The sequence below is a fragment of the Nocardia brasiliensis IFM 10847 genome (assembly GCF_000710915.1).
Classification (GTDB): domain Bacteria; phylum Actinomycetota; class Actinomycetes; order Mycobacteriales; family Mycobacteriaceae; genus Nocardia; species Nocardia brasiliensis_A.
The window spans coordinates 1-25,565 of the sequence record NZ_BAUA01000030.1; the positions used below are offsets into that span (position 1 = coordinate 1).

At 68.4% G+C, this 25,565-nt stretch carries 25 protein-coding genes and 2 pseudogenes; 12 read left to right on the forward strand and 15 right to left on the reverse strand.

Annotated elements, in window-relative coordinates:
• Positions 1 to 287 precede the first annotated feature (287 nt).
• The 3 genes and pseudogenes from NBRGI_RS06105 to NBRGI_RS43470 all read right to left on the reverse strand — a co-directional run.
• A complete protein-coding gene (locus NBRGI_RS06105; protein WP_029893354.1) occupies positions 288 to 884 on the reverse strand; it encodes a type II secretion system F family protein in 597 nt (198 codons plus the stop codon).
• Positions 885 to 1,173: 289 nt separating this feature from the next.
• Entirely contained in the window at positions 1,174 to 1,965 is a 792-nt protein-coding gene (locus NBRGI_RS06110) for a hypothetical protein (protein ID WP_029893356.1), read from the reverse strand.
• Positions 1,966 to 2,083: 118 nt separating this feature from the next.
• A pseudogene (locus NBRGI_RS43470) lies at positions 2,084 to 2,650 on the reverse strand (CpaF family protein); the annotation flags it as partial.
• Positions 2,651 to 2,912: 262 nt separating this feature from the next.
• Between NBRGI_RS43470 and NBRGI_RS06120 the strand changes: the two are divergent.
• The 8 genes from NBRGI_RS06120 (at position 2,913) to NBRGI_RS06160 (ending at position 8,398) form a co-directional block, all read left to right on the forward strand.
• A complete protein-coding gene (locus NBRGI_RS06120) occupies positions 2,913 to 3,251 on the forward strand; it encodes a helix-turn-helix domain-containing protein (RefSeq protein ID WP_029893358.1) in 339 nt (112 codons plus the stop codon).
• Between the two features lie 156 nt (positions 3,252 to 3,407).
• Positions 3,408 to 5,327 (forward strand): YfjI family protein, encoded by a 1,920-nt coding sequence (locus NBRGI_RS06125; protein WP_051727530.1) that lies wholly within the window; start codon positions 3,408 to 3,410, stop codon positions 5,325 to 5,327.
• A 379-nt stretch (positions 5,328 to 5,706) separates the two neighbouring features.
• Entirely contained in the window at positions 5,707 to 5,928 is a 222-nt protein-coding gene (locus NBRGI_RS06130) for a hypothetical protein (protein WP_029893362.1), read from the forward strand.
• Positions 5,929 to 5,991: 63 nt separating this feature from the next.
• Complete coding sequence (locus NBRGI_RS06135; protein ID WP_029893364.1) at positions 5,992 to 6,231, forward strand: hypothetical protein; 240 nt, start codon at positions 5,992 to 5,994, stop codon at positions 6,229 to 6,231.
• A gap of 82 nt (positions 6,232 to 6,313) precedes the next feature.
• A complete protein-coding gene (locus NBRGI_RS06140; protein ID WP_148310702.1) occupies positions 6,314 to 6,967 on the forward strand; it encodes a hypothetical protein in 654 nt (217 codons plus the stop codon).
• Positions 6,968 to 7,222: 255 nt separating this feature from the next.
• Positions 7,223 to 7,735: a hypothetical protein gene (locus tag NBRGI_RS06150; protein ID WP_029893370.1), complete on the forward strand. Its 513-nt coding sequence runs from the start codon at positions 7,223 to 7,225 to the stop codon at positions 7,733 to 7,735.
• Positions 7,732 to 7,932: a hypothetical protein gene (locus tag NBRGI_RS06155; protein WP_029893372.1), complete on the forward strand. Its 201-nt coding sequence runs from the start codon at positions 7,732 to 7,734 to the stop codon at positions 7,930 to 7,932. The genes NBRGI_RS06150 and NBRGI_RS06155 overlap by 4 nt, the downstream gene beginning before the upstream one ends.
• A gap of 4 nt (positions 7,933 to 7,936) precedes the next feature.
• Complete coding sequence (locus NBRGI_RS06160) at positions 7,937 to 8,398, forward strand: hypothetical protein (RefSeq protein ID WP_029893374.1); 462 nt, start codon at positions 7,937 to 7,939, stop codon at positions 8,396 to 8,398.
• Positions 8,399 to 8,843: 445 nt separating this feature from the next.
• On the opposite strand, the gene NBRGI_RS06165 is transcribed toward NBRGI_RS06160, so the two are convergent.
• The 3 genes from NBRGI_RS06165 to NBRGI_RS06175 form a co-directional block, all read right to left on the reverse strand.
• On the reverse strand, positions 8,844 to 9,617 hold the full coding sequence (locus tag NBRGI_RS06165) for a hypothetical protein (protein WP_029893376.1): 774 nt from the start codon (positions 9,615 to 9,617) through the stop codon (positions 8,844 to 8,846).
• A 141-nt stretch (positions 9,618 to 9,758) separates the two neighbouring features.
• Entirely contained in the window at positions 9,759 to 9,929 is a 171-nt protein-coding gene (locus tag NBRGI_RS48005) for a hypothetical protein (RefSeq protein WP_158439785.1), read from the reverse strand.
• The gene (locus NBRGI_RS06175) at positions 9,929 to 10,162 is read right to left on the reverse strand and encodes a hypothetical protein (protein WP_148310703.1); all 234 of its coding nucleotides are present in this window, start codon (positions 10,160 to 10,162) and stop codon (positions 9,929 to 9,931) included. Before NBRGI_RS06175 ends, NBRGI_RS48005 begins: the two co-directional genes overlap by 1 nt.
• Before the next feature lie 339 nt (positions 10,163 to 10,501).
• Here NBRGI_RS06175 and NBRGI_RS06180 point away from each other — a divergent pair, with 339 nt between their 5' ends.
• Entirely contained in the window at positions 10,502 to 11,728 is a 1,227-nt protein-coding gene (locus tag NBRGI_RS06180; RefSeq protein WP_029893380.1) for a helix-turn-helix domain-containing protein, read from the forward strand.
• A 76-nt stretch (positions 11,729 to 11,804) separates the two neighbouring features.
• Here NBRGI_RS06180 and NBRGI_RS06185 read toward each other — a convergent pair whose 3' ends face one another.
• From NBRGI_RS06185 to ssd, 3 genes and pseudogenes are all read right to left on the reverse strand, one after another.
• Complete coding sequence (locus NBRGI_RS06185) at positions 11,805 to 13,286, reverse strand: recombinase family protein (protein ID WP_051727531.1); 1,482 nt, start codon at positions 13,284 to 13,286, stop codon at positions 11,805 to 11,807.
• A 33-nt stretch (positions 13,287 to 13,319) separates the two neighbouring features.
• Positions 13,320 to 13,940, reverse strand: a pseudogene (locus NBRGI_RS06190) (ATPase, T2SS/T4P/T4SS family); the annotation flags it as partial.
• Between the two features lie 40 nt (positions 13,941 to 13,980).
• A complete protein-coding gene (gene ssd / locus NBRGI_RS06195) occupies positions 13,981 to 15,087 on the reverse strand; it encodes a septum site-determining protein Ssd (protein ID WP_029893386.1) in 1,107 nt (368 codons plus the stop codon).
• A 379-nt stretch (positions 15,088 to 15,466) separates the two neighbouring features.
• On the opposite strand from ssd, the gene NBRGI_RS06200 reads away from it, so the two are divergent.
• Positions 15,467 to 16,273, forward strand: coding sequence for an HAD family hydrolase (locus NBRGI_RS06200; RefSeq protein WP_029893388.1), 807 nt, complete (start codon positions 15,467 to 15,469; stop codon positions 16,271 to 16,273).
• A 1,048-nt stretch (positions 16,274 to 17,321) separates the two neighbouring features.
• Here the strand turns inward: NBRGI_RS06200 and NBRGI_RS06205 are convergent.
• Both NBRGI_RS06205 and NBRGI_RS06210 read right to left on the reverse strand, forming a co-directional pair.
• Positions 17,322 to 18,065, reverse strand: coding sequence for a hypothetical protein (locus tag NBRGI_RS06205; RefSeq protein WP_029893390.1), 744 nt, complete (start codon positions 18,063 to 18,065; stop codon positions 17,322 to 17,324).
• Between the two features lie 11 nt (positions 18,066 to 18,076).
• Positions 18,077 to 18,556, reverse strand: a complete 480-nt coding sequence (locus NBRGI_RS06210) for a MarR family winged helix-turn-helix transcriptional regulator (RefSeq protein WP_029893392.1) — start codon at positions 18,554 to 18,556, stop codon at positions 18,077 to 18,079.
• Positions 18,557 to 18,641: 85 nt separating this feature from the next.
• Between NBRGI_RS06210 and NBRGI_RS06215 the strand changes: the two genes are divergently transcribed.
• On the forward strand, positions 18,642 to 19,511 hold the full coding sequence (locus NBRGI_RS06215) for an alpha/beta fold hydrolase (protein ID WP_029893394.1): 870 nt from the start codon (positions 18,642 to 18,644) through the stop codon (positions 19,509 to 19,511).
• Between the two features lie 107 nt (positions 19,512 to 19,618).
• Here NBRGI_RS06215 and NBRGI_RS06220 read toward each other — a convergent pair whose 3' ends face one another.
• From NBRGI_RS06220 to NBRGI_RS06235, 4 genes are read right to left on the reverse strand one after another with little or no spacing between them, the layout of a single operon-like run.
• Entirely contained in the window at positions 19,619 to 21,355 is a 1,737-nt protein-coding gene (locus tag NBRGI_RS06220; protein WP_029893396.1) for a dipeptide ABC transporter ATP-binding protein, read from the reverse strand.
• Positions 21,352 to 22,323, reverse strand: a complete 972-nt coding sequence (locus NBRGI_RS06225; RefSeq protein ID WP_042254981.1) for an ABC transporter permease — start codon at positions 22,321 to 22,323, stop codon at positions 21,352 to 21,354. Before NBRGI_RS06225 ends, NBRGI_RS06220 begins: the two co-directional genes overlap by 4 nt.
• Entirely contained in the window at positions 22,316 to 23,242 is a 927-nt protein-coding gene (locus tag NBRGI_RS06230; protein ID WP_029893401.1) for an ABC transporter permease, read from the reverse strand. The genes NBRGI_RS06225 and NBRGI_RS06230 overlap by 8 nt, the downstream gene beginning before the upstream one ends.
• 59 nt (positions 23,243 to 23,301) lie before the next feature.
• Positions 23,302 to 24,888 carry a peptide ABC transporter substrate-binding protein gene (locus tag NBRGI_RS06235; protein ID WP_029893403.1) on the reverse strand — a complete coding sequence of 529 codons (1,587 nt, stop codon included), beginning with the start codon at positions 24,886 to 24,888 and terminating at the stop codon, positions 23,302 to 23,304.
• A 417-nt stretch (positions 24,889 to 25,305) separates the two neighbouring features.
• Between NBRGI_RS06235 and NBRGI_RS06240 the strand changes: the two genes are divergently transcribed.
• Positions 25,306 to 25,565: acetyl-coenzyme A synthetase N-terminal domain-containing protein (locus tag NBRGI_RS06240; RefSeq protein WP_029893405.1), on the forward strand; the 260-nt coding region annotated here is incomplete at its 3' end.

A 25,565-nucleotide genomic window follows, 5' to 3' on the forward strand; every position in this document is an offset into this window, starting at 1 on the left:
CACCACTCCCCCTCGCTGCTGTTCACGTCCGTCCTGAGCACACATGCCGCTGCGTGTCGGTATCGCCCGCACGGCAAGTGGTTTGACCGAGATCTCCGTCGCTGCTTGCGGTGCGAAGCCGATGCTGGTGCGCACTGTGCCTTCGATGCCCGTACCTATTGGAGCGGGGACCGCCCGCACATCCGCACGCCGCACCTCGCCGATACGTGTGTCTGTCGGTGCGGCGGTGGCAGCATCGCGTTTTCGGCTAACGGGCCCGCACCCACTCGGTACAGCGTGTCGCGGGTTCACAGGAGGCCGCCGTCTAGTACGCGACCGGCCAGGCCGATTACGACCGGGACTATGCCGAGGCAGACGAATGCCGGCAGGAAGCACAGGCCGAGCGGACCGCCGATCAGCACTCCGGCGCGCTCGGCACGGGCGGCGGCCGCGTCTTCCACTGCGGCTCTGCGCTGTTCGGCCAGTTCGCCGACCGCGACGGCGAGGGAAGCGCCGGACCGAGCGGACCGCCGCGCCATCCGGGCCAGTGACTCGATCTCCTCCGCACCCGCGCGTCCTCCGCCCTCAGCGGCCGCGCGCTCCCAGGCCGTAGTGGCGTCCGCGCCGAGGGCGAGCAAGTCGGCGGCTCGCAGTAAAGCGGTGCCGAGCGGCTCAGGCGCGCCGGACGCCACTGCCCGCGCTGCCCCCGCCATCGGCAAACCCGCCCGCAGGCAAGCCGCCAACAGGTCGAACACGGACGCAGACGCGAGCGGGTCGAGTTGCTGCCTCGTCGTGGGCGCGGCGGCCTGCACGGTTCCCGCCGCCCAGAACGCCCGCCACCGCCGACTCACCGCCACCCGACCGGGCAACAACACCAGTGCCACGGCCAGCAGCAACACCGGCATCTCGGGATACCCAACGTCGATCGCCGCGTCCCCGCGACCAAGCGAGTACACGAACACCTCAGGGCCGCAAAGCAGTCGACTCATCCGAGCACCGCACAAGTCCACTCGTCTGCCCCGACGCGAACGGTGCACCCCAGCACTGCCATCAGTTGTTCCACGCCAACGCCTTTCGGGCCGACCACAGCCGCCCAGCACACACCGGCAACGTCCCGTGGCTGCTTCGCACACGCAGCCCTCGCGCGAGAAGCACATGGGCCCACGGCGCATGCCGGCGAAATCGGCGATCGGTTCACGCGAGCACCTTTCGGGTTATGGCGTCGGTCCAGAGGAGGCCGGTGCAGGCCAAGGCGGCGCCTAGGGGGAGGAGGACGGTGCCGGTTGGGGTTGCCAGTAGGACGTGGAGGGGGGCGGCGCCCATCAGGTGGCCGAGGGCGAGGCCGAGTAGTGGGAGGGCTGCCAGGACGGTGGCGGTGGCGCGGGCACCGGCGAGGGCGGCGGTGGTGCGGCTGTGGAAGCGGATTCGGCCGGACAGGTCGGTGCGGGCGGCGCAGAGGAGTTCGGCCAGCGCGAGACCGTGCTGCTCGGCCACCTGCCACGCGTCGGCGATACGCGACAACTCCACCGCGACAACGGAATCGACGTCTCGTAGCCCTGCGGCGGCCGATCCACCCAGCTTGCTGCGGCCCGCGCTGACGGCGAACGCTTTCGCGGATTCGCCGCGCGCTTCGGCGGCGGCGAGCGCGGCGGCGGCGCTCGGGTGCGCGCCTACCCGGAGTTCGCCGACGACTGCCTCCAACGCGTCCAGCAGGTACGTGCGTTCGAGATGTCGGCGCTGATCCCGGCGCGCCCGCCGGAACCGGAATCCGACGGTGCAGGCGACCATCGCGGCCGCGAGGAACGGACCCGGCCCGGCGAGCAACACGGCCGACACCGTCGCGACGGCTGTGCCGCGAAACATCCGGCCGCGCTGCCACCGTCGCGTGTCCGCTCGCTGCACGAACACCAGCGCGAACCGGCGGCGCGACAACGACACCGGCGCAACCAGCAACGCCACAGCGAGACACACCAACGCGCCGATCATCACCTCACCACCGGACGACGAGAACCCCGCTGTGTGGACATCGCCGCAAATCGACTGCGCGACAACGACACCGGCGGCACGGGCAACGCCACAGCAGGATCTACCGACCCGCCGACCATCAGCGGAGCCTTTCGTCGAGGAGTTGCGAAAGGTCTTCAGCGGCCGGGGCGGGGGCGGTGGCGTGCCAGGCGGGGGTGATGTGGACTCGGTCATCGGGGTGGCGGTGGAGCAGGCCTATTTCCCGGAGTCCGCGGGTTCCGTCGGGGCGGCGGTGGACGTGCAGGACGACCTGGATGGCGGCGGCGAGCTGGCTGTGCAGGGCGGCTCGGTCCATTCCGCCGAGGGCGGCAAGGGCTTCCAGGCGGGCAGGCACCTCCTGGGGCGAGTTCGCGTGGACGGTGCCGGCGCCGCCGTCGTGGCCGGTGTTCAAGGCGGTCAGCAAGTCGACCACCTCGGCGCCGCGCACCTCGCCGACCACGATGCGGTCCGGCCGCATCCGCAGGGCTTGCCGTACCAGGTCGCGCACGGTGACCGCACCGACGCCCTCGACGTTGGCGGTGCGCGCGACCAGCCGCACGACGTGCGGGTGCGGCGGCGCCAATTCGGCCGCGTCCTCGACGCAGATGATCCGTTCGTGCGGGCTCACGATGGCGAGCAGGCCGGACAGCAGCGTGGTCTTCACGGCAATAGAGATAAGACACACTTAGCTGTTGGATAGCTGTCACATAACACACGCACCCCGTGCGAAGCAATACCCCTGTTAGACAACAGGATTCATCGCGCGTAATGTGTGTTGCGTCGGCTCCAAATTCCCCAGCCGATACGCCAACGCAACGCCAAACGCTCCGCCTTCGCACCCGCATCCCGCGCTTCACGCGCGATTGCCGCCGCCGCAACGCTCCGCAACGCCACTGGGGATTGGTCTTCTCACCACGGAGCGATCTCACATGACCAATCGGTCTCGCTATCTCACGATCAATGACGTCGCCGACGTGTTCGACGTCCATCCGGCAACCGCCCGCCGCTGGGTCCACACCGGCGAGATGCGCGCCGTCCGCATCGGCAAGTGCTTCTACGTGGAGCCTGCCGAGGTGGAGCGGCTGCGCGCGGAAGGCGGTGCGCCCGCCGTTCCCCCGACGCCGCCCGCCACCGCCCCACGGGATGCGTGGGCCGAGTACATCGAACGGGTTGTGTCCGCCGCGCCGCCGCTGTCTCCCGACCAGGCCGCGCGCATCGCCACGCTGCTGGGCACCGCGCGGGATACGGAACTGGCCACCTCTGCCTGACCTGCGATTTTGCCCGGCCAGGGCACTCGCCAGGCAAAGGCACGTAATCCGTTCTAAGCCAACGACTTTGACAGCAGAACGGCCCGCCCCGGGGAGCGCTGCGGGCGCTGAGGAATCCGAAAGGGGCGGGCCGTCGAACAGGGTTAGGAGATCCCGTTGAACAAGCAGCATGATTCTACCGCTGACGCGGACGATCGGGCCGAACCGTGCCCGTGGGTGCCGCAGCCGATGGCCGCCGACCTGCTCGGTGTCGACCTCATGAACCCGCCGCCGGGGCTGCACCTCGATACCGCGAGTCCGTACGACGGACCTGGGTCCGGGTTGGTCCGGGCTGCGTCGCTGGCGACCTACGGCAAGCGTCCGCCGACCTGGGCGCAGGTCGATGCGTGGTACGCCGAACGCGGCTTGCCCAATGAGGCGCGCGCCAAGCAGGAACACGAGACGAAGGCCGCTGCCAAGCGCGCCGAGGACACGGTGGAGCGCGAGCGCGAGGAACAGCGCAAGCGGGACGCGGAGAACCGCCCGCCGACCGCTGACGACATCCGCGCCATGTTCGACGGTGACCCGGTGCCGCTGGGCGCGAACAGCACAGCCCTGCCCGCGTTCCCGGTCGATGCCCTCCCGTCCCCCTACGCCGAGATGGTCGCGGCCGTGTCGACGGCCTTGCAGGTCGGCACCGGCATGGCCGGTCCGGTCGCGCTGGCGGTGCTGGCTGCCGCGTGCGCCGGGTGCGTGGAGGCCGAACCCCGGCCGGGGTGGGAGGAAATCACCGCCCTGCACGTGCTGGTGGCCGCGCGCCCGTCCGAGCGCAAGAGCGCCCTTATCGCGGCCCTGAGCAGGCCGCTGGTGGACGCGGAGGACAACCTGGTGGCGGCGGTGGCCGCGCGGCGCACCGAAGCGCTGACGCGCCAGGACATCGCGCGCAAACGCGCCGAGCAGGCAGCAAAGGATGCCGCGAAGGGTCACCCCGCCCCCACCGAAGACACCCCGCTGGATGAACCTCGCGACCCGCTGGACGGACCTCGCGACCCGGTTGCCCGGGCCGTCGCGCTTGCGAAGGCCGCCGAGGAAATCGACGTGCCGGGCCTGCCCCGCCTGCTGGCCGACGACGTGACCCCGGAAGCGCTCGGGTCGCTGCTGGCCGAGCATCGCGGGCGGATCGCGATCATGTCGGCCGAAGGCGGCGTATTCGAGACGTTGGCGGGTCGGTACTCGAATAAGGTTCCCTCCCTTGATATTTGGCTCAAGGGGTACAGCGGCGATCCCATCCGCGTCGACCGCAAGGGCCGTCCGGCGGAGTTGATCGACCGGCCCGCCCTGACGGTCTGCCTGATGTTGCAACCGCAGGTGCTGGGCGCGATCGGGCACAACCGCGATTTCCGGGGGCGCGGCCTGCTGGCCCGTGCGCTGTTCGCGCTGCCGCCGTCGCTGCTGGGTCACCGTGATCATGAGGCACCGCCGGTACCCGAGCGGGTCGCGTCGGCGTATGCCGCTGCCCTGTCCAGCCTGGCCCGCACGCTGCACACACTCGATGGCGACGACGACGGGCCGGTGTCGGTGAAGTTCGACGCCGATGCCTCGCGGGCGGTGGTGACCATGCTCGGTGAGGTCGAAACGCGGTTGGTGGACCCGAACGACCTGGGCGGCGATCTGGAGGCGTGGGGAGGCAAGTACGTCGGCAACGTCGTGCGGATCGCGCTGCTGCTCCATATGGCCGAGCACGGGGCGGCGGGTGTCACCGGGGCGGTGACAGCGGCGTCGGTGGACGCCGCGCGGCGCATCGGTGAGTTCTTCGCGGCTCACTCCGCTGCCGCCCTGGGCAGTGTGAGCGCGTCGGGCGATGTCTCCGACGCGGAAACCGTGCTGGGCAAGCTGCGCGAACTCCACGCCGCTGCACCGCTCCAGCCGGTTGTCCGTCGTGACCTGGGTCGGGTGATGCCCCGCAACCTGCGCAAGGTCAGCGAGTTGGACGCCGCGCTGGACGTGCTGGCGGAGCACAACCTCATCGTGCGCAGCTCCACCAAGGTCGGCGGTGCCACCAAGGTGGCCATCTACCTGCACCCGGACGCCGCATGAATCCGCTGTCACCGCCCCCGAATTGGCTGTCACCACGCTGTCACCGGCTGTCACCACCGGTGGTGACAGCGGAAAGCGGTCGTGACCAGGCAAAACGGCTGGCTGTCACCGCTGTCACCGCTGTCACCACGCAATCGGGAACTGTCACCGCGTCACCGCTGTCAGGCCCGCTGCTGGAAAGAAGGGTCTCTCTTATTTCCGCAGGTAGAGACCGTTTTCGGTCTGGTGAGCTGTGTAGCGGTCACCGCTTCACGCTCCGGCACGTGGTGACAGCGGTGACAGCGGTGACAGCAAACGGAAACCGCAGGTCAGCCGGTGAATTGGCTGTCACCACCAGTGGTGACAGCGCGGTGACAGCCGACATGGAAGGACAGACCCGATGACTCAGCGGCGCATCAAGATTCCGGGCGCGACGCCGGAGGAACGTCTCCGCGCCGTCGCGCGTGCGCGTGCGTTCGACGGCAAAGCACCGGACGAACGCGGTACCCGAGCACCCCGCCCGCCCGCCGACGACACCGGATCGCCCATCGAACGTGCGCGGCGCGAAACCGTCGAACGGCTCACCGAAGGCGATGTGACGCCGAGCCATACGGCCATCTGACAGCAGACGACCCCGGACGGGGCGCAACCGTCCGGGGTCGAAGAACAACGAGGAGACCCCATCATGACCCGTTCCGCACCGCCGCCGGATCTCGGTATCGCGTTCCTGCCGTCGTACTGCCCCCGGTGCCAGCTCTCCGGGTGCCAGCGCGTGGACACGGTCACCTGTGAGTGGGCGCTCTACTGGCCCGGCGGGTCCGCCGATGTCACCACGGCCTACGTCTGCGACCGGTGCGGCTGCGCCTGGCGCGACACCTGGCCCTGCCGCTACCTGCTCGAGGGCACCGACGAATTGACCCAGTGAGACGTTGACCACAGAGCGCAATCGGCGGTCACCGCGGATTGCCGTAATCGCAGATCAGACACACAAAATGGAGGAAATCACCATGACCGCACCGGCCGACTACTACTACGGCAAGCACAGCCGTACTCGGTGGGCGATTCGCGAACACGATCACCGCGCCGACGACCAGGCCACCAAGCGTGACCGCCGCCGCAAGCATCTGACGACGGAGTATGACGAGCGGTTCGTCTTGTCGCACGAGGTGGCCGCGATCCTGGACAACTTGCCCGCGCGGATCATTGCGGACCCGACCCCGCCCCGTGTCCGGGCGGCGGTATACGCCAGCGAGAGCGCCATGCGCGAGGCGCTGACCGAGATCGCGAAGAAGTTGGCGCGCGTGCCCGTGCCGGAATTCGCCGAGTTGACGCCGAGCACGGTCACCAGCGGGTCGTGGGCGGTGGCCCTGGTCGATATCGCCCGGACCCTGGATGGTCCGCTGGGCAAGGCTCTGGCCCGTGGCGGCACGGTCGCCAACGGTGAGCCGTTCCGGGACCGTCTGCTGGCCCTTCTCCGCGACATGGACCAGGCCGCACGGCACCTTGCCGCCGCCCTGGAACTGGTCGCGGTGACCGATGCCGTGCCCGCGCCGACACCGGAACGGGTTGCCGTGAGCGCGCTTCGGCAGCGCCATGCGGACGAACTGGCCGCGCTGCGCACCCGGCACCGCGCCGAACTCCAGGCGCTGCGCCATGGGTAACCACGACGCATTCGAGCGTGCGGCCCGCCTGACCGATCGGCAGTGCCCCGACTGCGGTATGCCGACTGCGCGGTACCTGGGCAGCATCCACGGATGGCGCTGCGTCGCATGCGTGGCCGCTGTGGTCGGCCTGCCGTACCGCCCGGCGGACGCGCTGCCCCGTGATGTCCTGCCCGGCTGTGATTTCCATGGCCGCCCGATTCTGCCGATGGGTCGCCATCGGTCCACCCTGACAATGAACACGGAGGTGCGGCGATGAGCCTGACGCTGAATGACCTGACCTTTTCCGAACACCACCACCTGGGCACGTGCATCGAGGAGGCAGCGCACGCCATCGGCGCGGTGCTCGCCGGTGCTCGCGTTTCTGAAATCACCGCGTCCGCGACTGCCGGTAGCGGACGGGTGGTGTTCTCCGGGCGCGGCGAGCACGGTGCGGCGGTGGCCTATTGGGGCATCTATGCCCGCGCCCTTTTCGAGAACGATGGCGATACGCCGTCGAGCGCTGAGCTGGGTGTGCGCATGCAGTTGGCCAGCGCCGCCGACCTCAAGCTCATCGGCGACGCGCGCCCGCCCCGGCACATCGAACCGGATATCAGGTACGCCATGCCCAAGGTGCGCACGCTCGCCCGTCACCTGTACCGGCACGGATCTGCCACCCACGCCGATGTGGAGCGGGTTCTGGGTATCGGCTCGGGTGTCTCGGTGGCCACGGTCGCCAGTTGCATTCGATCGCGTGCAGGCTGGCCCGTGAGCGGCGGTGCCCGGTGAGCGCGGCGGAGAGCATCGCCGCCGAAGCGGCGCGCGGCGTGGTGATGGCCGAACACCTGCTCATCTGCCGGGACATCGCGCGCGTGATGGGTCCGAAGGCGCTGGCGGGCGACCCGCACGCCATCGAAATCGTCCACCAGGCCGCCGAGCACGTGCGGCGGTTCGGGCTCAATTCCTGCGATCAACGACGGAGGTAGAGACATGCCGTCACCTATCAAGGCGCAGCCGGACGAACGGGACCGGCAGAGCAAGGCGCTGCAACTCCGGCTGACGGGTATGCCGTACAACGAGATTGCCGAGCAACTGGGGTATGCCGACGGGTCCGGGGCCTGGCGCGCAGTAGACGCGATTCTCAAACGGGTGGAATCGGAAGGCGCGGATGAGCTGCGCAAGGTGGAGACGCTGCGACTGGAGGCGCTGTTCAGGGCCTGGATGCCCGCAGCCCTGGCCCGTGACGAGAAGGCCGCCGGGGTGGTGCTGCGCTGCCATGATCGCCTGGTCAAGCTCCACGGCCTGGCGATGCCCGAACGGGTCGTCATCGAGCGGATGGACAAGGGCCAGGCCGCGCTGGACATCGTGGCCGACATGGCGGCGATCGGGTATGCCCCGCCGGTGACGCCCATCGAACAGGACGACCCCGCCGAACCCTGGTCGAACCTGTAGGCGTTTCCAGAAACGTCGTCCGCCGACCGGCCGCAATTTCAGAAACGCGGTCGAACCCGTACGGTCCGAGCCGGCCAGCAGGCGCAACGCTCTGACCTGCGATTTTGTTGAGATGGGCGCTAGCCGGCCATTTCACCGGGTGATGAATTCCCGGCCGTTTCTGACCGCCGATAAGTGAATGTTATCGGCGGTCAGAACGCGTATCGGGCCGGTCGGCGGGGCTACCGCGTCTCGGTGGGCGATCGGTCCGGCCGGGTCTCGGTCGGCGTCCTGTCGGGTCGCGTCTCCGTTGACGTTCTGTCCGGCCGGGTCTCGGTGGGGGTCCGGTCGGGTCGCGTCTCGGGTTCGCTGCGCTCATCCGTCATGAACAAACGGTAGCTACGTGGATGCCGAGCAGTGCGAAACCTGACCGAAATGTGATCTGAGCTGCGGGTATTCGTAGGTGCTACGGGGTCGGGTCGATGGTCACGGCCATCACGCCACATTCGTAGCCCGGCACGATGATCCGCTCCGACAGGCCGTACACCGTGTTGTTGAACTCCGCGACGGCGTGACTGCCGGTCGTGACCACCTGGTTCATCGGTGCGTTGCGCCAGACGAACAGCGGGCCGGTGGCGACCAGCGTGGTACCCAGGGTGTCCCCGTACCCGCCGCCGAAGACATACCCGTGACCGAGCGGCGAGCGCAGCACCGCGCTGGTCTGGTTGGTCCATCGGTACTGGGTGAGCGGCGCGGCCCACCGCCGGGCGGCGTGAATGTAGCCGTTGTGTCCCTGCTCGCCCAGGAATTCCTCCAGCACGCCCAGGGCGGTGCCCAGGTCGGGAACGACGGTCGGCGCACCCGCATCGGCGAGCAGGCGAGCGGCGAACACGGATTCGACCAGCAGCGGCTCATGAAGCGCGCGGGTGTGGGCCGCCCGCGTCATGATCTCGTCTTCGGTCTGGTCGGGCGCGCATTCGTCGGCGGCCCACACGACGACCGGCGCGAACGTGTCGCCCGGCAGCGCCCGCGAAGCGGCCTTGATGGCCGGGGTGTCGTCGGGGTCGCACAGCTCTGCCGAGTACGTGCCGAAACCGTCGTCACAGTTGAACGGCCGGATGTTCACCCCGCCGAGATGCCGGTCAGGGCCGGTCATCTCGATGATGGTGGCGGCGGTGTACAGCCCGTACCCGGACGGGTTGACGGGCGGCGCGTCGAAATCAATGGGCGGCATGGCCATGGTGTTCTCCTGGTCTCGGGGGTGAGCGACCCCCGGCCGAGACCGTCCGGGGGCCGCTCGGGCGCGTCGACTACGGAGGAAGCCACGCCTAGCCCTGACGGTAGGCCGCCGGGGTGCAGATACCCCCAGGTCAGCGACCGATCACCACGGTGGTGGGCGGCGGCGTCCGCGACGGCCTTCGGTCTCTGCCTCGATGCGCCGCCGGATCGCGTCCACGGTGTACTCCGGCGCGATCGGCTCGGGCCACACGATCGCGCAGAACAGGACCATCAGCGGCAAACCGATCGCCACGGCGAACCCCAGCGCGGTCATCACGCGTCCGCCCTGACGCCGGTCTGACGGGCGATCGGCAGGCCGTACCCGTCGCGCTGTTCGGCAGCGGTCAGCCAGGCGTCCACGTTGTCCAGCGACCCGTGGCAGACGACCCGGAACGGGCTGTACAGCTCCCACCCGAACGGCGGCTCTGGTGCGCGGCGGATCGCCATGGACCGCTGGGCGGCCCGTTCGGTCAGGCCGTCCAGCCGCTGCTGTATCGCGTCGCTCATGTCGTCCCCCTGGTGGGTCATACGGATGTATGCGCCCACCGCCGGGGGCATCTCGCCATCGTCTGCGCAGCTCACTACGCCCGATGTGCCGAGCAGCGGTGCCCGGCATCGCCCCGGCGGTGGGGCTGAGATGAACTCTGCGCCCGGCGCGCATCGGGGTCCGGTGGCCGCGAACCACCCTGCGGGGTAGGGGGATTCTCCCCACCTGAGACCGTGGTATGACACGCCTACCGGGCCTTATCCTGGGGTAATCCTCTTTCGCGGGGGACTGACGAACACGCCCACGGTCGACGGACCGGGGGTCTCCGCGAAACGATCACTCCGCGAAGGCAGGCCGCTATGTCGACCCCTGACGAACTCGCCGCGAAGGCGATCGGTGAACGCATCCAGGCGATCCGCACGCGCACGGGCCGGACCCGTGCCGTTGTCGCCGGTCTGGTCGGCCGGTCCGAGGACTGGTTGCGTGACGTGGAGAAAGGTCGACTCCAGCACCCGCCCGGCCTGGAGATGCTGTTGCGCATCGGCCAGGCGCTGGGCGTGCGGGACCTGACCGAGATCACCGGCGAGCATGAGTTGCTGGTCGGCATCTCCCGGCGTGCCAGTCACCCGGTGGTGCCCGCGATCCGTGAGGCCATCGAAGGCGTGGACCTGACGCCGGTGCCGTCGCCGATCGACACCGCCGAGTTGGCCGCCCGGGTCGAACGCGCGTGGCGGCTGTGGCACACCTCCGTGACGCCGCGCGCTGACGCCGGTGCGATGCTGCCCGAACTCATCCGTGATGGCCGTCGGGCGCTGCGCACCCTGGAGGGCCAGGAACGCCGGGCCGCCGCCGCTGCCCTGTCGGGTGCCTACGCCCTGTCCGAACAGGTGCTTGCGTGGGTCGCTGACGCGCCGCTGTTGTGGTTGGCCGCCGACCGGTGCATGTCCGCTGCTGAGATTGCCGACGACCCGGTGACGCTGGCGTCCGCGTCGTGGGTACTGGGCAACGTCTGGCGTTCGACCGGCCGTGAGGACGACGCGTACCGCCTGGCGTCCGATGCCGTGGCCCTGCTGGAACCCCAGCTGGATGACGACGCCGACGCGCGAGCGCTCTGGGGTGCCTGCCAGCTTCACGGCGCGATCACCGCCGCCCGTATCGGCCGCGAAGGGGATGCACTGCGCGGCATAGACAAGGCGATGGGGATGGCGCGGGCGATGCCGACCGGCAGCGCGCACCCGTGGACGCTGTTCGGCGTGGCCAACACCGAAATCAGTGCGGTCTCCGTGCAAGTGGAGCTGCGCAAGGCGGGCGGCGCGCTGGACGCGGCCAGCCTGGTCGACCCCGATTCCGTGCCGTCGATCGACCGGCGCGCACGGCTGTGGCTGGAGCTGGCCCGTGCCTACGCCCAACAGCGTGATTGGCTCGGGACGCTGGGAGCGCTGCGCACCGGCACCACCGTGTCCGAGGAATCCATGCGGGCGCACCCGCTGGCGCGCTCGCTGGCCGCTGATCTTGTCTCCCACGGGGGCCGGATCACCGAGCGGGAATCCCGTGCCCTGGCCGGTCGATTGGGCGTCACCGCCTGACGGCCTTGCCGACAACGACGAACGACCCCGGGACCATGTGGTTCCGGGGTCGTCCTGTGTCTGCTGGCGGCGGTGGCTATCGCCTCCACTCCAGCCCGATGAACTCCGGGTCGAAGTACGCGCCGGAGACCCGCCGCCCCTTCGGCGCGCGCAGCACGGTCACGGTCAGCAGCGTGCCCACGATGGCCCGGCGGTGGCCGAGACTGAGACCGTCGCTCCGGTCGTCGCGGGTGCCGAACCACGTCGTGCGGATGTCGCGGCCCTCCAGTTCGGCCAGCGGCGAGCGCATGCCCAATGACGCTAGGGCACTGTCGATTTCGGCCACTTTGGCTTTCAGTGTCGCGGACGCGGTGGACAGCTGACGGGCGTCGACCTCACCGGCGGCGAACATCTCCGCCAAGGAATCCAGCCGCTGCCGCAGCGCGGCCTGTTCCAACCGCAGCGCGGCCACGTCGCCACCGGCATGCCCCTGGCCGACCATGAGCTGTGCAAGGGCATCGGGACGTTCCAGCCGGGCCACCACGGTTTCCTCCACCAGGGCATCCACCTGACCGGCGTCGCGGCTGACGTGGCTCTCGGTGGTCAGCTCTCGCGAGCGGCACCGGTACGACGCGCGCCGCCCGCTGCCCGACACCCCGGCGCGGAGGTCGGCCTGGCCGCAGACCCCGCACAGGTAGAGACCGGACCCGAGCCACTTCGGTGTGTTCCCCGGACTGGTGCGCCGGGCCGGATCGTTGACGACCGAGTTCGCCGCGTGCCAGGTGTCCTCGCTGACCAGCGCGGGCCACACCGCCTTGCCGACCACCTCACCCTTGTGCGCGGACCACCCGGCATTGCGGTGACGCTTGATGATGTCGCTGACGCCGACGGAGGTCCACGGGCCGCGCTGGGTAGCCGTGGGAATCTCCCGGCGGTTCAGGTCGGCCACGATCTGCCGCAGCGACACCCCCGCCACCACCTGCTCATACATCCGCACGATCTCGCGCGCTTCGTCCTGGCGCAGCGTCACGCCGTCAGGCTCGAAACCGTAGGGGCGCATGCCACCGTGGAACTTGCCCGCCATGGCCCCTTGGATGCGCGCGGCCTTGATGCGCTCCCCCTTGTGCTCGGATTCGTAGCGGGCCACCGCGCCCAGCTGCCGGGCGACCATCCGGCCGGACGGAGTGGTCAGGTCCCACAGACCCGCCTGGACGGTCTGCACCTCCGTGCCGGTGCGCTCGATGAGCGAGATGAAGTGCTCCAGTTCCAGCGGCGAGCGGTGGAGGCGATCGGGGTGCCAGGTGATCACCATGTCGAACTCACCGGCGGCGATGGCGGCGGTCAGCCGCTCATAGTCCTTGCGCCGTTTCCCGCTGTAGGCGGAGGTGTCGTTGTCGGTGAACACCTCGATGTGCACCACCACGCCGCGCTCGGACGCCAGGCGTTCGGCCATCTTGCGGCAGTCGGATTCCTGCCGGGCGACGCCGAGCTTTTCGCCGCTGCGATCCTGGGAAATCCGCAGGTAGATGGCTATGCGGAGGATGGTCAGCTTACCGGCGGTGGCCTTCGTGGTGCTCATGAATTAAGTGTGTCACAACTAAGGTGCCGGATTCCCAGCGCCGGTACCACCGACCACCAGAAAGGCCAGCCGGGCGCGCATGATGCGCTCCAGGAGGCGGTTGGCGTCCGCGGGCACCGCTCCTGCCGCGGCCAGGGCATCCAGACCTTGGGTGGCGGGCCGTAGCACCCGCAGGGACAGGCAGGTACCGCCGTGCGCGACGGGTGCGAGCACGGCGTGCAGGCGGACGCCGAACGAATCGCCCAGGGCCGCTCCGGTTCCGGACAATTTGCCGTCCACCCACGGTTGCGCGTCGTCGAGCCGCCGACCGGCGGACAAGGCCAGCCGCTGCGCGAGCCGACGCACCGCCGCCTCGTCCGGGAAGGTGATCGAGGTCTTCTCCAGACCGTGTCCACGATCTATCCACACCGCATCCGGTCCGGTGACCAGCACATCGGCCACCTGTGGATCGTGCAGCAGCGGTTCGAGCAGGCCCGCCCCCGTCATCTCGGTCTGCAACAGCCGCAGGGCCCGCAGCAGGTCCGTATCGCCGAGCACACCGCCCGCCTCGGCACGGATCGCGGCGGCCACCCGCGCCGGATCCGGTTCCCCGGCCGCCCCGGACAGCCGCTCCCGCACCCGGTCCAACAACTCCGAAGTCACCAGCGCACTCATCGCTGCCACCCCGAACTGCCGACGCCGCGGTCCATCGCGGTCATCGACGCTGTCCGGCCGGTGCGCTCAATACGCCGAGCACCGCATCCGCGGCTTCCCGCAACGGTCCACGGCGCACGGTGAGGCCGCGACGTTCCAGGTGTGCGGCGAGTCCGGCCTGGGCACGGACCGCGGCGAGCAGGGGCAGGTCGAGTACCTCCGCTACCTCGGGCCCGCGCAACCCGCCCGGAGCGGGCCCACGGACTATCAAGCCCTGGTTCGGGTTTCGTCGTGCGATATGCGCGGAAACGGCTTCCGCGGCGGCGACGGCGCGCAGTTTGGCGGGCACCACCAGGACGACGAGGTCGGCGGAGTCGAGCATCTGGTCGGCATGCGGGCCCCGTTCGCCGGAAATGTCGCAAATCACCAAATCGCCTGCGGCACGGCCTGCTTCGAGCACCGCGCGGACGGCGCCGGGCCCGATCTCGCGCGGCAACCGGCCCGCACCGCCGCGCCCGCAGGACAGCACCGCGAGCCCGGGGGCGGCGGCGGGGAGCGCGGAGTGCAGCGCGGCGGCGGAGACCCGGCCGTCTTCGACGACCAGGTCCGGCCAGCGCAGGCCTGCGGTCGTCTCGATGCCGAGCAGCAGGTCGAGGCCGCCGCCGAGGGGTGCCCCGTCGACCAGGATCGTGTCGCGACGGAACTCTTCGGCAGCCGCGCGCAGTGCCGTCGCGGCGGCGAGCGTCGACGCGCCCGCACCGCCGCCGGCCCCTGCCACGGCGACCACGATGCCGTCTCCGTCGCGGTGTTCGCCATACTCAGCAAACTTCTCGATAAGTCCTACGGCGGCACCCGGCAGCGCGATGACTCGTTCGGCGCCGACGGCTGCCGCGGCTTGCCAGTCGGGCAGTGCCGGTTCCCCGTCGGTGACCAGGATTACGCCGACGCGGCGCAGGTATGCCGCCGCGACGGCCTCGCGCGCGGCGATTGTGTCCAGGATCACCAGTGGCGCACCGGTCCACGCGGGCCGGCCGACGGGTAGCGCTTGTTCGTCGAGTGTGCGTTCGGCCGCGGCGGCGACGCGCCGCACCTCGTCGCGCAGCCGTGGGTCGTGCAGTAGCACGAGGGCCGGTGGCGTGCTGTTGTCCGGCGCCGCTTCACGATTCATGCAGCTGAGCGTCGCCGAATCGGCGGGCGGACAGAAGGGGCACTATGCCGAATGTGGATAACTCGGGGGTGTGGAGAACTTTTCGTTTCCGAGAAGGGGCCCGACCGTCCCCTGAATAGAGGACGGCCCCAGCCGGGGGGGGAGGAGGCTGGGGCCGTCGGGTTCAGCCCCGGGGGGTCGGGCTGAACGCGCCTGGACCATGTCCAGGTGCCAGCAATACTACACCCAAGCCCCGGCCACAACGCAAGTCTGTTGTCGGAGAACTTTGTGAGCCTCGCATGCTCCACATTCGCTGAGCAAACTCCCCGCTCGCGGCCACCGATCGAGCCCGGACACCACCGTCGGCGACGGGTCACGGCGGGCCGCCTATTCTGGTCGGGTGGACTCACCCCACGCGAACGGACGCGTCGCCGCCTTCTTCGATCTCGACAAGACCGTCATCGCGAAGTCGAGCACGTTCGTCTTCAGCAAGCCCTTCTATGCACAGGGGCTGCTGAATCGCCGTGACGTGCTCGAAAGTAGTTACGCCCACTTCCTGTTCATGCTCTCCGGCGCCGATCACGACCAAATGGAGCGCATGCGCGCCCATCTGACGAACATGTGCGCGGGCTGGGATGTCGAGCAGGTGAAAACCATTGTGGCCGAGACGCTTCACGAACTGGTCGATCCGCTGATCTACGCCGAGGCCGCCGATCTCATCGCCGACCACAAGATCCGGGGTCACGACGTGGTGATCGTGTCGGCCTCCGGCGAGGAGATCGTCGGGCCGATCGCCGAGGTGCTCGGCGCGTCCCACACCGCGGCGACCCGGATGGTCGTCGCGGACGGCAAGTACACCGGCGAGGTGGAGTTCTACTGCTACGGCGAAGGCAAGGTCGCCGCCATCGAAAAGCTCGCCGCCAGTGAGGGTTACGACCTCTCCCGCTGCTACGCGTATTCGGATTCGATCACCGATCTGCCGCTGCTGAACGCGGTCGGCCATCCCACCGCCGTCAATCCGGACCGCAATCTGCGCCGCGAAGCGGTGGCCAAGGGCTGGCCCGTTCTGACGTTCTCCAACCCCGTCTCGCTGTGGGCGCGCTTCCAGGCGCCCTCGTCCACCACCCTTGCGGCCACCGCGGTGGTCGGGTTGAGCGCGCTGGTCGCCGGCGCGATCAGTTACCGCCTGCTGCGCAAGCGGAGCTGAGTTTTAGCCACCGCACACCGCGGCGCGAGTAACGCTGCTCGAGGGGAAGCGGAGCGCTTGCCGGGCAATGTGCAGTCTGCACACGACACCCCGGATGCGACCAGGCATTTAACCACGAAACGCCGATCGACACGCCGCTAATGGAATGTCTGCGCAGGTCTTGATGTGAGGGTGGTCACAGGTGTAGAAAGGTAACTACGGAAGGGTCGGAAGGCCAAGGCAGGACCGGAAGAGAAGGTTCCAGTCTCCCAGCCATCCTTCCCAGCACGGACACCAGGCACCCACGCGGAGCGCGCCGCGACAAGGGCAGAAGCGTTGTGGGCCTGCGAGATTCGGGTTTCGTCGGCGAGGGCCTCGCACAGGTTGCGGGGATGAACCGCCGGAGTTCGGATTATCGCCGAGGCCGATAGGAACACAACCCACTCAGCACGCTTGGTAACCAGGTAGTCCGTGCTACGCGGGCGGTGAGGTCGGAAACGACACGCCGCCCGCTTTGATGTGTGGGTTGGGTTTGCTCCAGTCCGGGTGGAGGGTGAGGCGAGGGGCGGTCCGAGCCAGGTTGCGCTCCCGCCGAGGGGCAAGGTGAACAGCGAGCCGCGCGGGTTTCGCGCCCGCCGAGGGGCAAGGTGAACAGCGAGCCGCGCGGGTTTCGCGCCCGCTGAGGGGCAAGGCGAGCAGCGAGCCGCGCGGGTTTCGCGCCCGCTGAGGGGCAAGGTTAGAGGCGAATCCCGCGGGTTTGCCTCACCGCATCTGAGTTCGCGCACCAGTTCTGCGTTCTCGCACTCGTTGCGCCAGAGCAGAGGGAGCGGGAACACAAGGGGTGCGGGAAGCGTCGGTGTCTGCGTCGCGCGCTGCAGCTGCGCGCGGGCGCGTGCGGAGTTCTCGCACGCGGTCGGGCGGCGGACTGCAGCTGGGCTCGCACCGGTTCTGAATTCGCGTACCAGTTCTCTACCTTCCCGCACCCGCTGTGCCAGGGCAGAGGGGGTGGGAGAACGAGGAAGGGACGCGGGAAGGAGGCGGGGTGCGGGAACGCAGAGGAGGGGCGGGGCTAGCTGGCGGAGTCGGCGATCGAGGTTGCTTCGCGGGCGCCGTCTTCGAGGGCGGCGCAGCAGAGGATGACCCAGTTGCCGACAGTTTCGGCCGTGCCGGCGCTGAAGCCGGCGGCGGTGTCGAGGTAGGACTGGCGGCGGCGGAGCCAGAAAACCTCTGGCACGCCGAGACTGTGTGGGTCCAGTCCGCTGGACACGGAGACGAGCCGGGACGCGGCGCGGGCCACCACGCCGTCGGCGGTGCCGAACGGTCGCAGGGCCAGTAGCTCGCCGTGCACCACGGCGGCGAGCACCGGGGCGGGCGCGCGGGAACCGACGATTGTCTGCGCGAGGAGATCGAGCCGTTCCGCGACGCCCGCGTCCGCACGCGGGCGGCCGAGCAGCTCTTCGTCGGCAACCAGATCCGCAGCGGCAAGGAGGTGCAGACGGGCCAATGCCTGCAGAGGCGCCCGCTGCCAGGTGCCGACCAAATTGCGCAACGCGTCGCCGTCCAGCGCCTGGCCGACACGCAAAGATCCGGCGAGTATCGGGTCGGCGACGTTGCCGTCGGCGGGAAGTTCGGTGCTGCCGCCGTCGATGGCGGCGGACGAGCGCGCCGCCCGCACCGCGGCCTCGGCGGCGGTGGTCGGCCAGCCGCGACGATTCGCCTTGTGCCGGTGCACCGCGGCGAGCGCGTCCCTGGCACGGTCGGCGGCGGCACGCACGCCAGGCAGATCGACGAGGGGCTGTAGCGGATCGGTCACGGCATACGAGGCTACTTGCGGGCGTCGCAGTGCCGGGCGATGGACTCCTCGATCTCGGTCAGCGTTCGCAGCTGCACCGGCGTCAGCAGATCGGTGAAACGGTTGCGCACCGACGCGTGGTGCACGGGGGCCGCGGACTCGAGGGCGCGCCGACCCGCGGCGGTGAGCAGCACGTCGTCGCCGCGACCGTCGCGCTCACAGGGTTCGCGGGCGATCAATTCGCGCCGTTCCATCCGGCCGAGTTGCCGGGACAGTCGACTGTGTGGCCAGCGCATGTGGGCGGCGAGGCCGCTCACCCGGACGCACTCCGCGGTCTCGGCGACCTCGGCCACCGCGGCGAGCACGTCGTAGTCGGGCATCGAAAGACCGGTGCTGCGCTCCAGATCCCGGGCGATCTCCGCGTCCACGAGCAGGCGCATCCGTTGATACGCCGCCCAGCCCTCCTCGGCCGCACGGCGTCGTGCAGAGCCAATCGCGCCAGATTCGGTCATTCATCGAGACTAGCGCAACTTGTTTACATGTAACGAATCATCGGCTACGGTTCTCGTTACATGTAACATACTTGGAGGTCTACCAATGCAGGGCAACGAGCGGATCGTCGAAGTCAATGGAATCCGCCTGTGCACAGAGAGTTTCGGCGATTCGACGTTGCCGCCACTGCTGTTGATCCACGGCGCCGCGGAGTCCATGCTCGCGTGGGAGCCCGGCTTCATCACCGGGCTGGTCCAGGGTGGACGACAAGTAATCCGTTACGACACACGGGATTCCGGGCAGTCCAGCACCTTCCCGGTCGGGGCGCCCGGCTATGATCTGCGCGCGCTGGTCGCGGACGCGGTCGGCCTGCTCGACGCACTCGGCATCGAGCGCGCACATATCTTCGGCATGTCCCAGGGCGCGGCCACCGCCCAGCTCATCGCGCTGGATCACCCCGATCGAGTGATCTCGCTGGTGCTCGCCTCCGCTTCGCCGGGCGGCCCCGGCCATCAGAACCCGGATCTGCCGGGGATGACTCCCGAACTGCTGGCGTACTTTTCGGTCGAGGCTCCGGTACCCGACTGGTCGGACCGCGCGGCGGTCGTCGAGTACCTGGTCGACTCCGAGCGCCCGTTCGCGGCGGCGAGCCGCGTCTTCGATACCGCGCACCGCACCGAGCTGGCGACCCAGGTGGTCGATCGGGCCGCCGATATCGCGGCGCAGCTGACCAATCCGTTCCTGCTGGACGCGGGTGCGCCGTGGCGGGATCGGCTCGGCGACATCACCGCGCCGACCCTGGTGCTGCACGGCACGGAGGACCCCCTGTTCCCGCTCGAGCACGGAAAGGCCTTGGCCGCAGCGATTCCCGGCGCGGAACTACTGCCCATGCCGGAGACCGGACACCAGGTCCCCCCGCCGTGGCAGTGGGACGCGGTCGTGCCCGCCCTGCTCGCGCACACGGCCCGGAACTGAGTAGCCACTCACGACCCGGCACAAGCCGAGAACGAGAAAGCGGCTCACCCCGTAACAGGGTGAGCCGCTGACGTCCGACGAGCTGATCCCCAGCCCGCCAACGTTTCTCAGCCGGCCAGCAGATCCCGGCCGGGGATGGCGTCGAGCAGCCGCCGCGTGTACTCCTCCCGGGGCGAGTCGAAGACCTCTTGGGTGGACGCCGCCTCGACCACCTTGCCGCTCTGCATGACCAGCACGTCATCGGCGATCTGGCGGACCACCGCGAGATCGTGGGTGATGAACACGTAGGACAGGCCGAGTTCGGCTTGCAGATCGTTCAGCAGCCGCAGGATTTGCGCCTGCACCAGCACGTCGAGCGCGGAGACCGCCTCGTCGCAGACCACGACTTCAGGTGAGAGGGCGAGCGCGCGAGCCACAGCGACGCGTTGGCGCTGACCGCCGGACAGCTCGTTGGGGTAGCGCCGCATCACCGAGGACGGCAGCGACACCTTCTCGAGCAGTTCCCGCACCGTCGCCTCGCGCTCCTTCGTGGTGCCGATGTCGTGCGTGCGCAACGGCTCCTCGATGGTGCGGAAGATCGAGTACATCGGGTCGAGCGAGCCGTACGGATCCTGGAAGATCGGCTGCACCCGCCGCCGGAACGCGAAGGCGCCCTTGCGATCCAGCTTCGCGACCTCTTTGCCGTCGAACAGCACCTTGCCCGAGGTCGGCTCGAGCAGACCGAGGATCATCTGCGCGACGGTGGACTTGCCGGACCCGGACTCGCCGACGATCGCGGTGGTGGTACCGCGCCGCAGCCGGAACGAAACATCCTGCACCGCAGTGAAGTCCGTCGATTTCCAGGGCGTGCTGCCGCGGATCTGGAAGACCTTGGTGAGGTTCTCGACCACCACCACATCGTCGGTCACGGCGGCGATCTCGGTGTCGGCCGCCGCGATCTGCTCGGCGACCTTCTCGGCCTGTTCCCGGATCTCGATGCGCTGCTTCACCGACGACAGTCGCTGCGAGGCGAGCGAGGGCGCCGAATTCACCAGCCGCTTGGTGTACAGGTGCTGCGGCTCGCGCAGAATCTGTAGCGCGGGACCGGATTCCACCACCCGCCCGCGGTACATCACCACCAGGTGTTCCGCCCGTTCGGCGGCCAGGCCGAGGTCGTGGGTGATCAGCAGGACCGCGGTGCCGAGCTCGGCGGTGAGCCCGTCGAGATGGTCCAGGATCTGCCGCTGCACGGTGACGTCCAGCGCCGAGGTGGGTTCGTCGGCGATGAGCAGCTTGGGCCGGCAGGCCAGGCCGATGGCGATGAGCGCGCGCTGACGCATACCGCCGGAGAACTCGTGCGGGTACTGGTTCACCCGTCGGCCGGCGTCGGACATGCCCGCTTCTTCGAGCAGCTCGATCGCCCGCTGCTTGGCCGCCTTGCCCTTGGCGATGCCGTTGGCCTCCAACGTCTCCCGGATCTGGAACCCGATCTTCCAGACGGGGTTGAGGTTCGACATCGGGTCCTGCGGCACCAGGCCGATACCGTTGCCGCGCACCGCGATGACGTCCTTCTTGGAGGCCGTCGCGAGATCCTTGCCGTCGAACAGGATCGAGCCGGAGGTCACCTTGCCGGTGCCGGGCAGCAGATCGATGATCGCGTGCGCCGTGGTCGACTTGCCGGAACCGGATTCACCCACGATCGCGACGGTCTGACCGGGATACACCTGCAGGTTCACATCCCGGACAGCCGGGATCTTCTTCCCCTCGGACGTGAAACAGACGTTCAGATCCTTGATTTCCAATAGCGGCGGCTCGCCACTTACCCACCCCGTCGGCTTCGCCTCTTGCCGTCCCCCTGCGCTCATCGCTTCCTCGCCTTCGGGTCGAGGGCATCGCGCACCGCGTCGCCCAGCATGATGAAGCTCAGCACGGTGAGCGCCAAAGCCGTTGCGGGATAGAACAGGATCGCCGAGGTGCGGATCTCCTTCTGCCCGGAGGAGATATCGGAGCCCCAGGACACGATGGTGCGCGGCAACCCGACGCCGAGGTAGGACAGCGTGGCCTCGGTGACGATGAAGACGCCGAGCCAGATCGTGGTGACCACGATCAGCGGGCCCGCCGCGTTGGGCAGCACGTGACGGATCAGCGTGCGTATCCGCGACACGCCCAAAGCCTTTGCCGCCGTGACGTAATCACTGTTTTTCGCCTGGATCACCGCACTGCGGGCGATCCGGGCCGCCTGCGGCCAGGTGAACGAGGCGAGGATGAGGATGACGGTCCAGATGGTGCGATCGTCGAGCAGCTGCATGATCACGATCGCGGCGAGCATCAGCGGGATCGCGTAGAAGATCTCCGAGACGCGCGAGACGATCGAGTCGAGCAGGCCGCCGTAGAAGCCGGACAGCGCGCCGAGGATGCCGCCGATCAGCACGAACATGATCGTCGAACCGACGCCCGCCATCACCGAAGCCCGTGCGCCGTAGACGGTGCGGGCATAGATGTCGCAGCCCTGCTTGTCGAAGCCGAACGGGTGACCCGCTCCGCGCGGGTCCATGCTGAAGTCGCCGTTGCAGTAGCGCGGATCCTGGCTGGTGAACAAGCCCGGCCAGATCACCACGACCAGGATGAACAGGATCATCAGCGCCGCGACGATGAAGATCGGGTTGCGCCGCAGCTGCCGCCACGCGTCGTACCAGATGCTGGTCGGCGAGCCGCCGTCGACGACCATGTCGGTGGCCAGCACCTCGACCTCGTCCGGCGGTGCGACGAAGTAGACCTGCCTGCCCCGCGCCGCGCTGTCGGCGAGGTCGATTCCTTTTTCGAGGTCAGGCATAGCGGATCCTCGGGTCGAGTGCGGCGTACAAGAGGTCTACGACCAGGTTCGAGACCAGGAAGATGATGATCAGCACGGTCACGAACGACACGACCGTGGGCGGCTCGCCGCGGGTGATCGCCTGGTACATCGTGCCGCCGACGCCGGGGATGTTGAAGATGCCCTCGGTGACGATGGCGCCGCCCATCAGCGCGCCGAGATCGGCGCCGAGGAAGGTGACCACCGGGATCATCGAATTGCGCAGGATGTGCACCGTGACGACCCGGCGCCGGCTCAGGCCCTTGGCCGTGGCGGTGCGCACGAAGTCGGCGGTCATGTTCTCCGCCACCGAGTTCCGGGTCAGGCGCAGCACATACGCGAACGACAGTGACCCGAGGACGAACGCCGGGACGAGCAGTTCCGTGAAACTCGCTTTACCGGTGACGGTCACCGGTGCGATGCCCCACTTCACGCCGAGCAGGAACTGGGCGAGGAAGCCGACCACGAAGATCGGGACGGCGATCACGATCAGGCTGATGACGAGCATCGTCGAATCGAAGAGCTTGCCCTTGCGCAGCCCGGCGACCAGACCGAACACGACGCCGAAGACGGCCTCGATGAACACGGCCATGAAGGCGAGCTTGATCGTGATCGGAAAGGCGCGCGCCAGTTCGTCACTGACCGGCCTGCCGGAGAAGGCGGTGCCGAAGTCGAACGTGAGAATGCCCTTCAGATACAGCAGGTACTGCATGAAGAAGGGTTGGTCGAGGTGGTACCTGGCACGCAACTGCGCCTCCACCGCGGGCGTCATCGGTTTGTCGCCGGCGAGTGCGGCGATCGGGTCGCCGGGGATGAGGAATACCAGGGCATAGATGAGCAGCGTCGCCCCGAGGAACACGGGGATCATCTGGAGCAGACGCCGCACGACATACCAGGCCATTTCGTCTCCTGGGTCGGAGATGAGCCGCGCCGTCCGGGACGGCGCGGCTCATCTGGCGGCTACTTCTCGATGTTCTCGAAATCGAACAGACCGTTCCAGGCGAGGTTCGCCTTCACCTTCTCGGAGCGGCCCGCGGCGGCGATGTAGTCCAGCACCGGGATGTCGGCCATCTGGCTGAGCATCATGGTCTGCGCCTGCGCGACGATCTTGTAGGACTCCTCCTGCGTCGGCGCGGCCAGCGCGGCGTCGAGCAGCTTGTCGAACTCCGGGACCTTCCAGTCGACGTTGTTCGTCTCGGAGTAGCTGTAGTACTGCGAGGTGAGGAACTGCAGCATGGTCGGGTAGTCGCCCTGCCAGCCGTAGCGGAACGCCTTGTTGATGGTCTTGGCGTTGACCTCGTCACGGATGTTCTTGAACGTCGGGTAAGGAGTGCCGACGGCGTCGATGCCCAGGGTGTTCTTGATGCTGTTGGCGACCGCCTCGATCCAGGCCTGGTGGCCACCGTCGGAGTTGTAGGCGATCTCGTAGCGACCCGACCACGGCGAGATGGCGTCGGCCTGGGCCCACAGCTTCTTGGCCTCGGCCGGGTTGAACTTCAGGAACTCCGAGCCCGGCAGGTTCCCGTTGAAGCCGGGCAGCGAGGCGGAGGTGAAGTCACGCGCTGGCAGACGGGTGCCGTGGAAGATGTTCTGGCAGATCTGCTCTCGGTTGATCGCCATGGACAGGGCCTTGCGGCGCAGCACGCCTTCTTCGCCGCTGAAGTGCGGGACGTTGGCCTGGATGCCGATGTGCTGGTTCTGCGCGGTCGGCTTGGTGATCGCGCGGTCGCCCAGGTCCTTCTCGTAGGAGGTGATCGCGCTGTCCGGGATCGTGTCGAGGGTGTCGAGGTTGCCCGCCTGCAAGTCCGCGTACGCCGTGTCGAACGACTGGTACATCACGAAGCGCAGGCCCTTGTTCTTCGGGGCGCGGCCACCCTTGTAGTCCGGGTTCGGCACCAGGTCGATCTGCACGTTGTGCTGCCAGGCACCCTCGTGCGCGAACTTGTACGGGCCGTTGCCGATCGGGTTCTCACCGAAGGCCTTCATGTCCTTGAAGGCTGCTTCGGGCAGCGGGTAGAACGGCGCGTAGCCGAGCTCGGTCTCGAAGTCGATCGAGGGCGACTTGAGTTCGACGGTGAAGGTGCGATCGTCGACGACCTTCAGGCCCTTCATCGTCTGCGCCGTCGGCTTCTCCGCCGACACCTCCTCGAAGCCCAGGATCGGGGTGAACACGTAGCTCTGCAGCTGGGCGTTGGTACCGAGGGCGCCGTAGTTCCACGCGTCGACGAACGACTTCGCCTTCACCGTGGTGCCGTCGGAGAACTTCCAGTCCGGCTTGATGGTGATCTTGTAGGTCTTGCGGTCGGTCGTCTCGATCTTCTCGGCCATCTCGTCGTGCGCCACGCCGTTGCCGTCGTAGTACTTCAGACCCGCGAACAGCCGGTCGACGACTCGCCCACCCATGTTCTCGTTGGTGTTGGTCGGTACCAACGGGTTCTGCGGCTCACCACCATTGGTCGTGACGATGCTCGCGTCGGCGCTGTCGTCCGACGAACAAGCTGCCAGTCCGAGGCTTGTGGCCAGTAGTGCTGCCGCAGTCAGCGCCATTGCTCTGTTGAATCTCAACGCGTTCTCCCGTTTTCGAGAAGGGCGGAGCCTGGTGGCACGCGTTGAGGTCAACCAGGCGCATGCCGGCACGATCCGCCTTGGGTGCCTCGGAGATTATCCACCTGGAAGGGGCTCTGTCAGCCGATTGACCAGAGTTCGTTCCACTAATTACCAATTCGGCAACATCGCCGAAACACGAAAAACATCGCGCGAAAACGGCCGATCTGCCGAAACATTGCCTATGTACGGGGCTTTCCGGCGTCTCCCTGACACCCCCTCGTCGCTGCGGATCGCGCAACGGCGTGACGGTACGGAAACCCGGTGGACACACCGGACGCGGCGTAGGTCACAGTTGTCTACTGTCGAACTGGCTGCGTTTGAATCGTGGGCTCAGGCTACGTGGAAAGAAGAAGCGAGATGACCGAAACAGCCGACCACAGGGACTCGTACCCACCCGCCGCGGACTTCGCGGCCGCGGCGAACGCCGATGCCGCGCTGTATCAGCGAGGTGCGGCCGATCGCGACGCGTTCTGGGCCGAGCAGGCAGATCGTTTGCACTGGCACGAGCGGTGGCATCAGGTGCTGGACTGGACCGACGCGCCCGTCGCCAAGTGGTTCGTCGGCGGCAAGCTGAACGTCGCCTACAACTGCGTCGACCGGCACGTGCTCGCCGGACA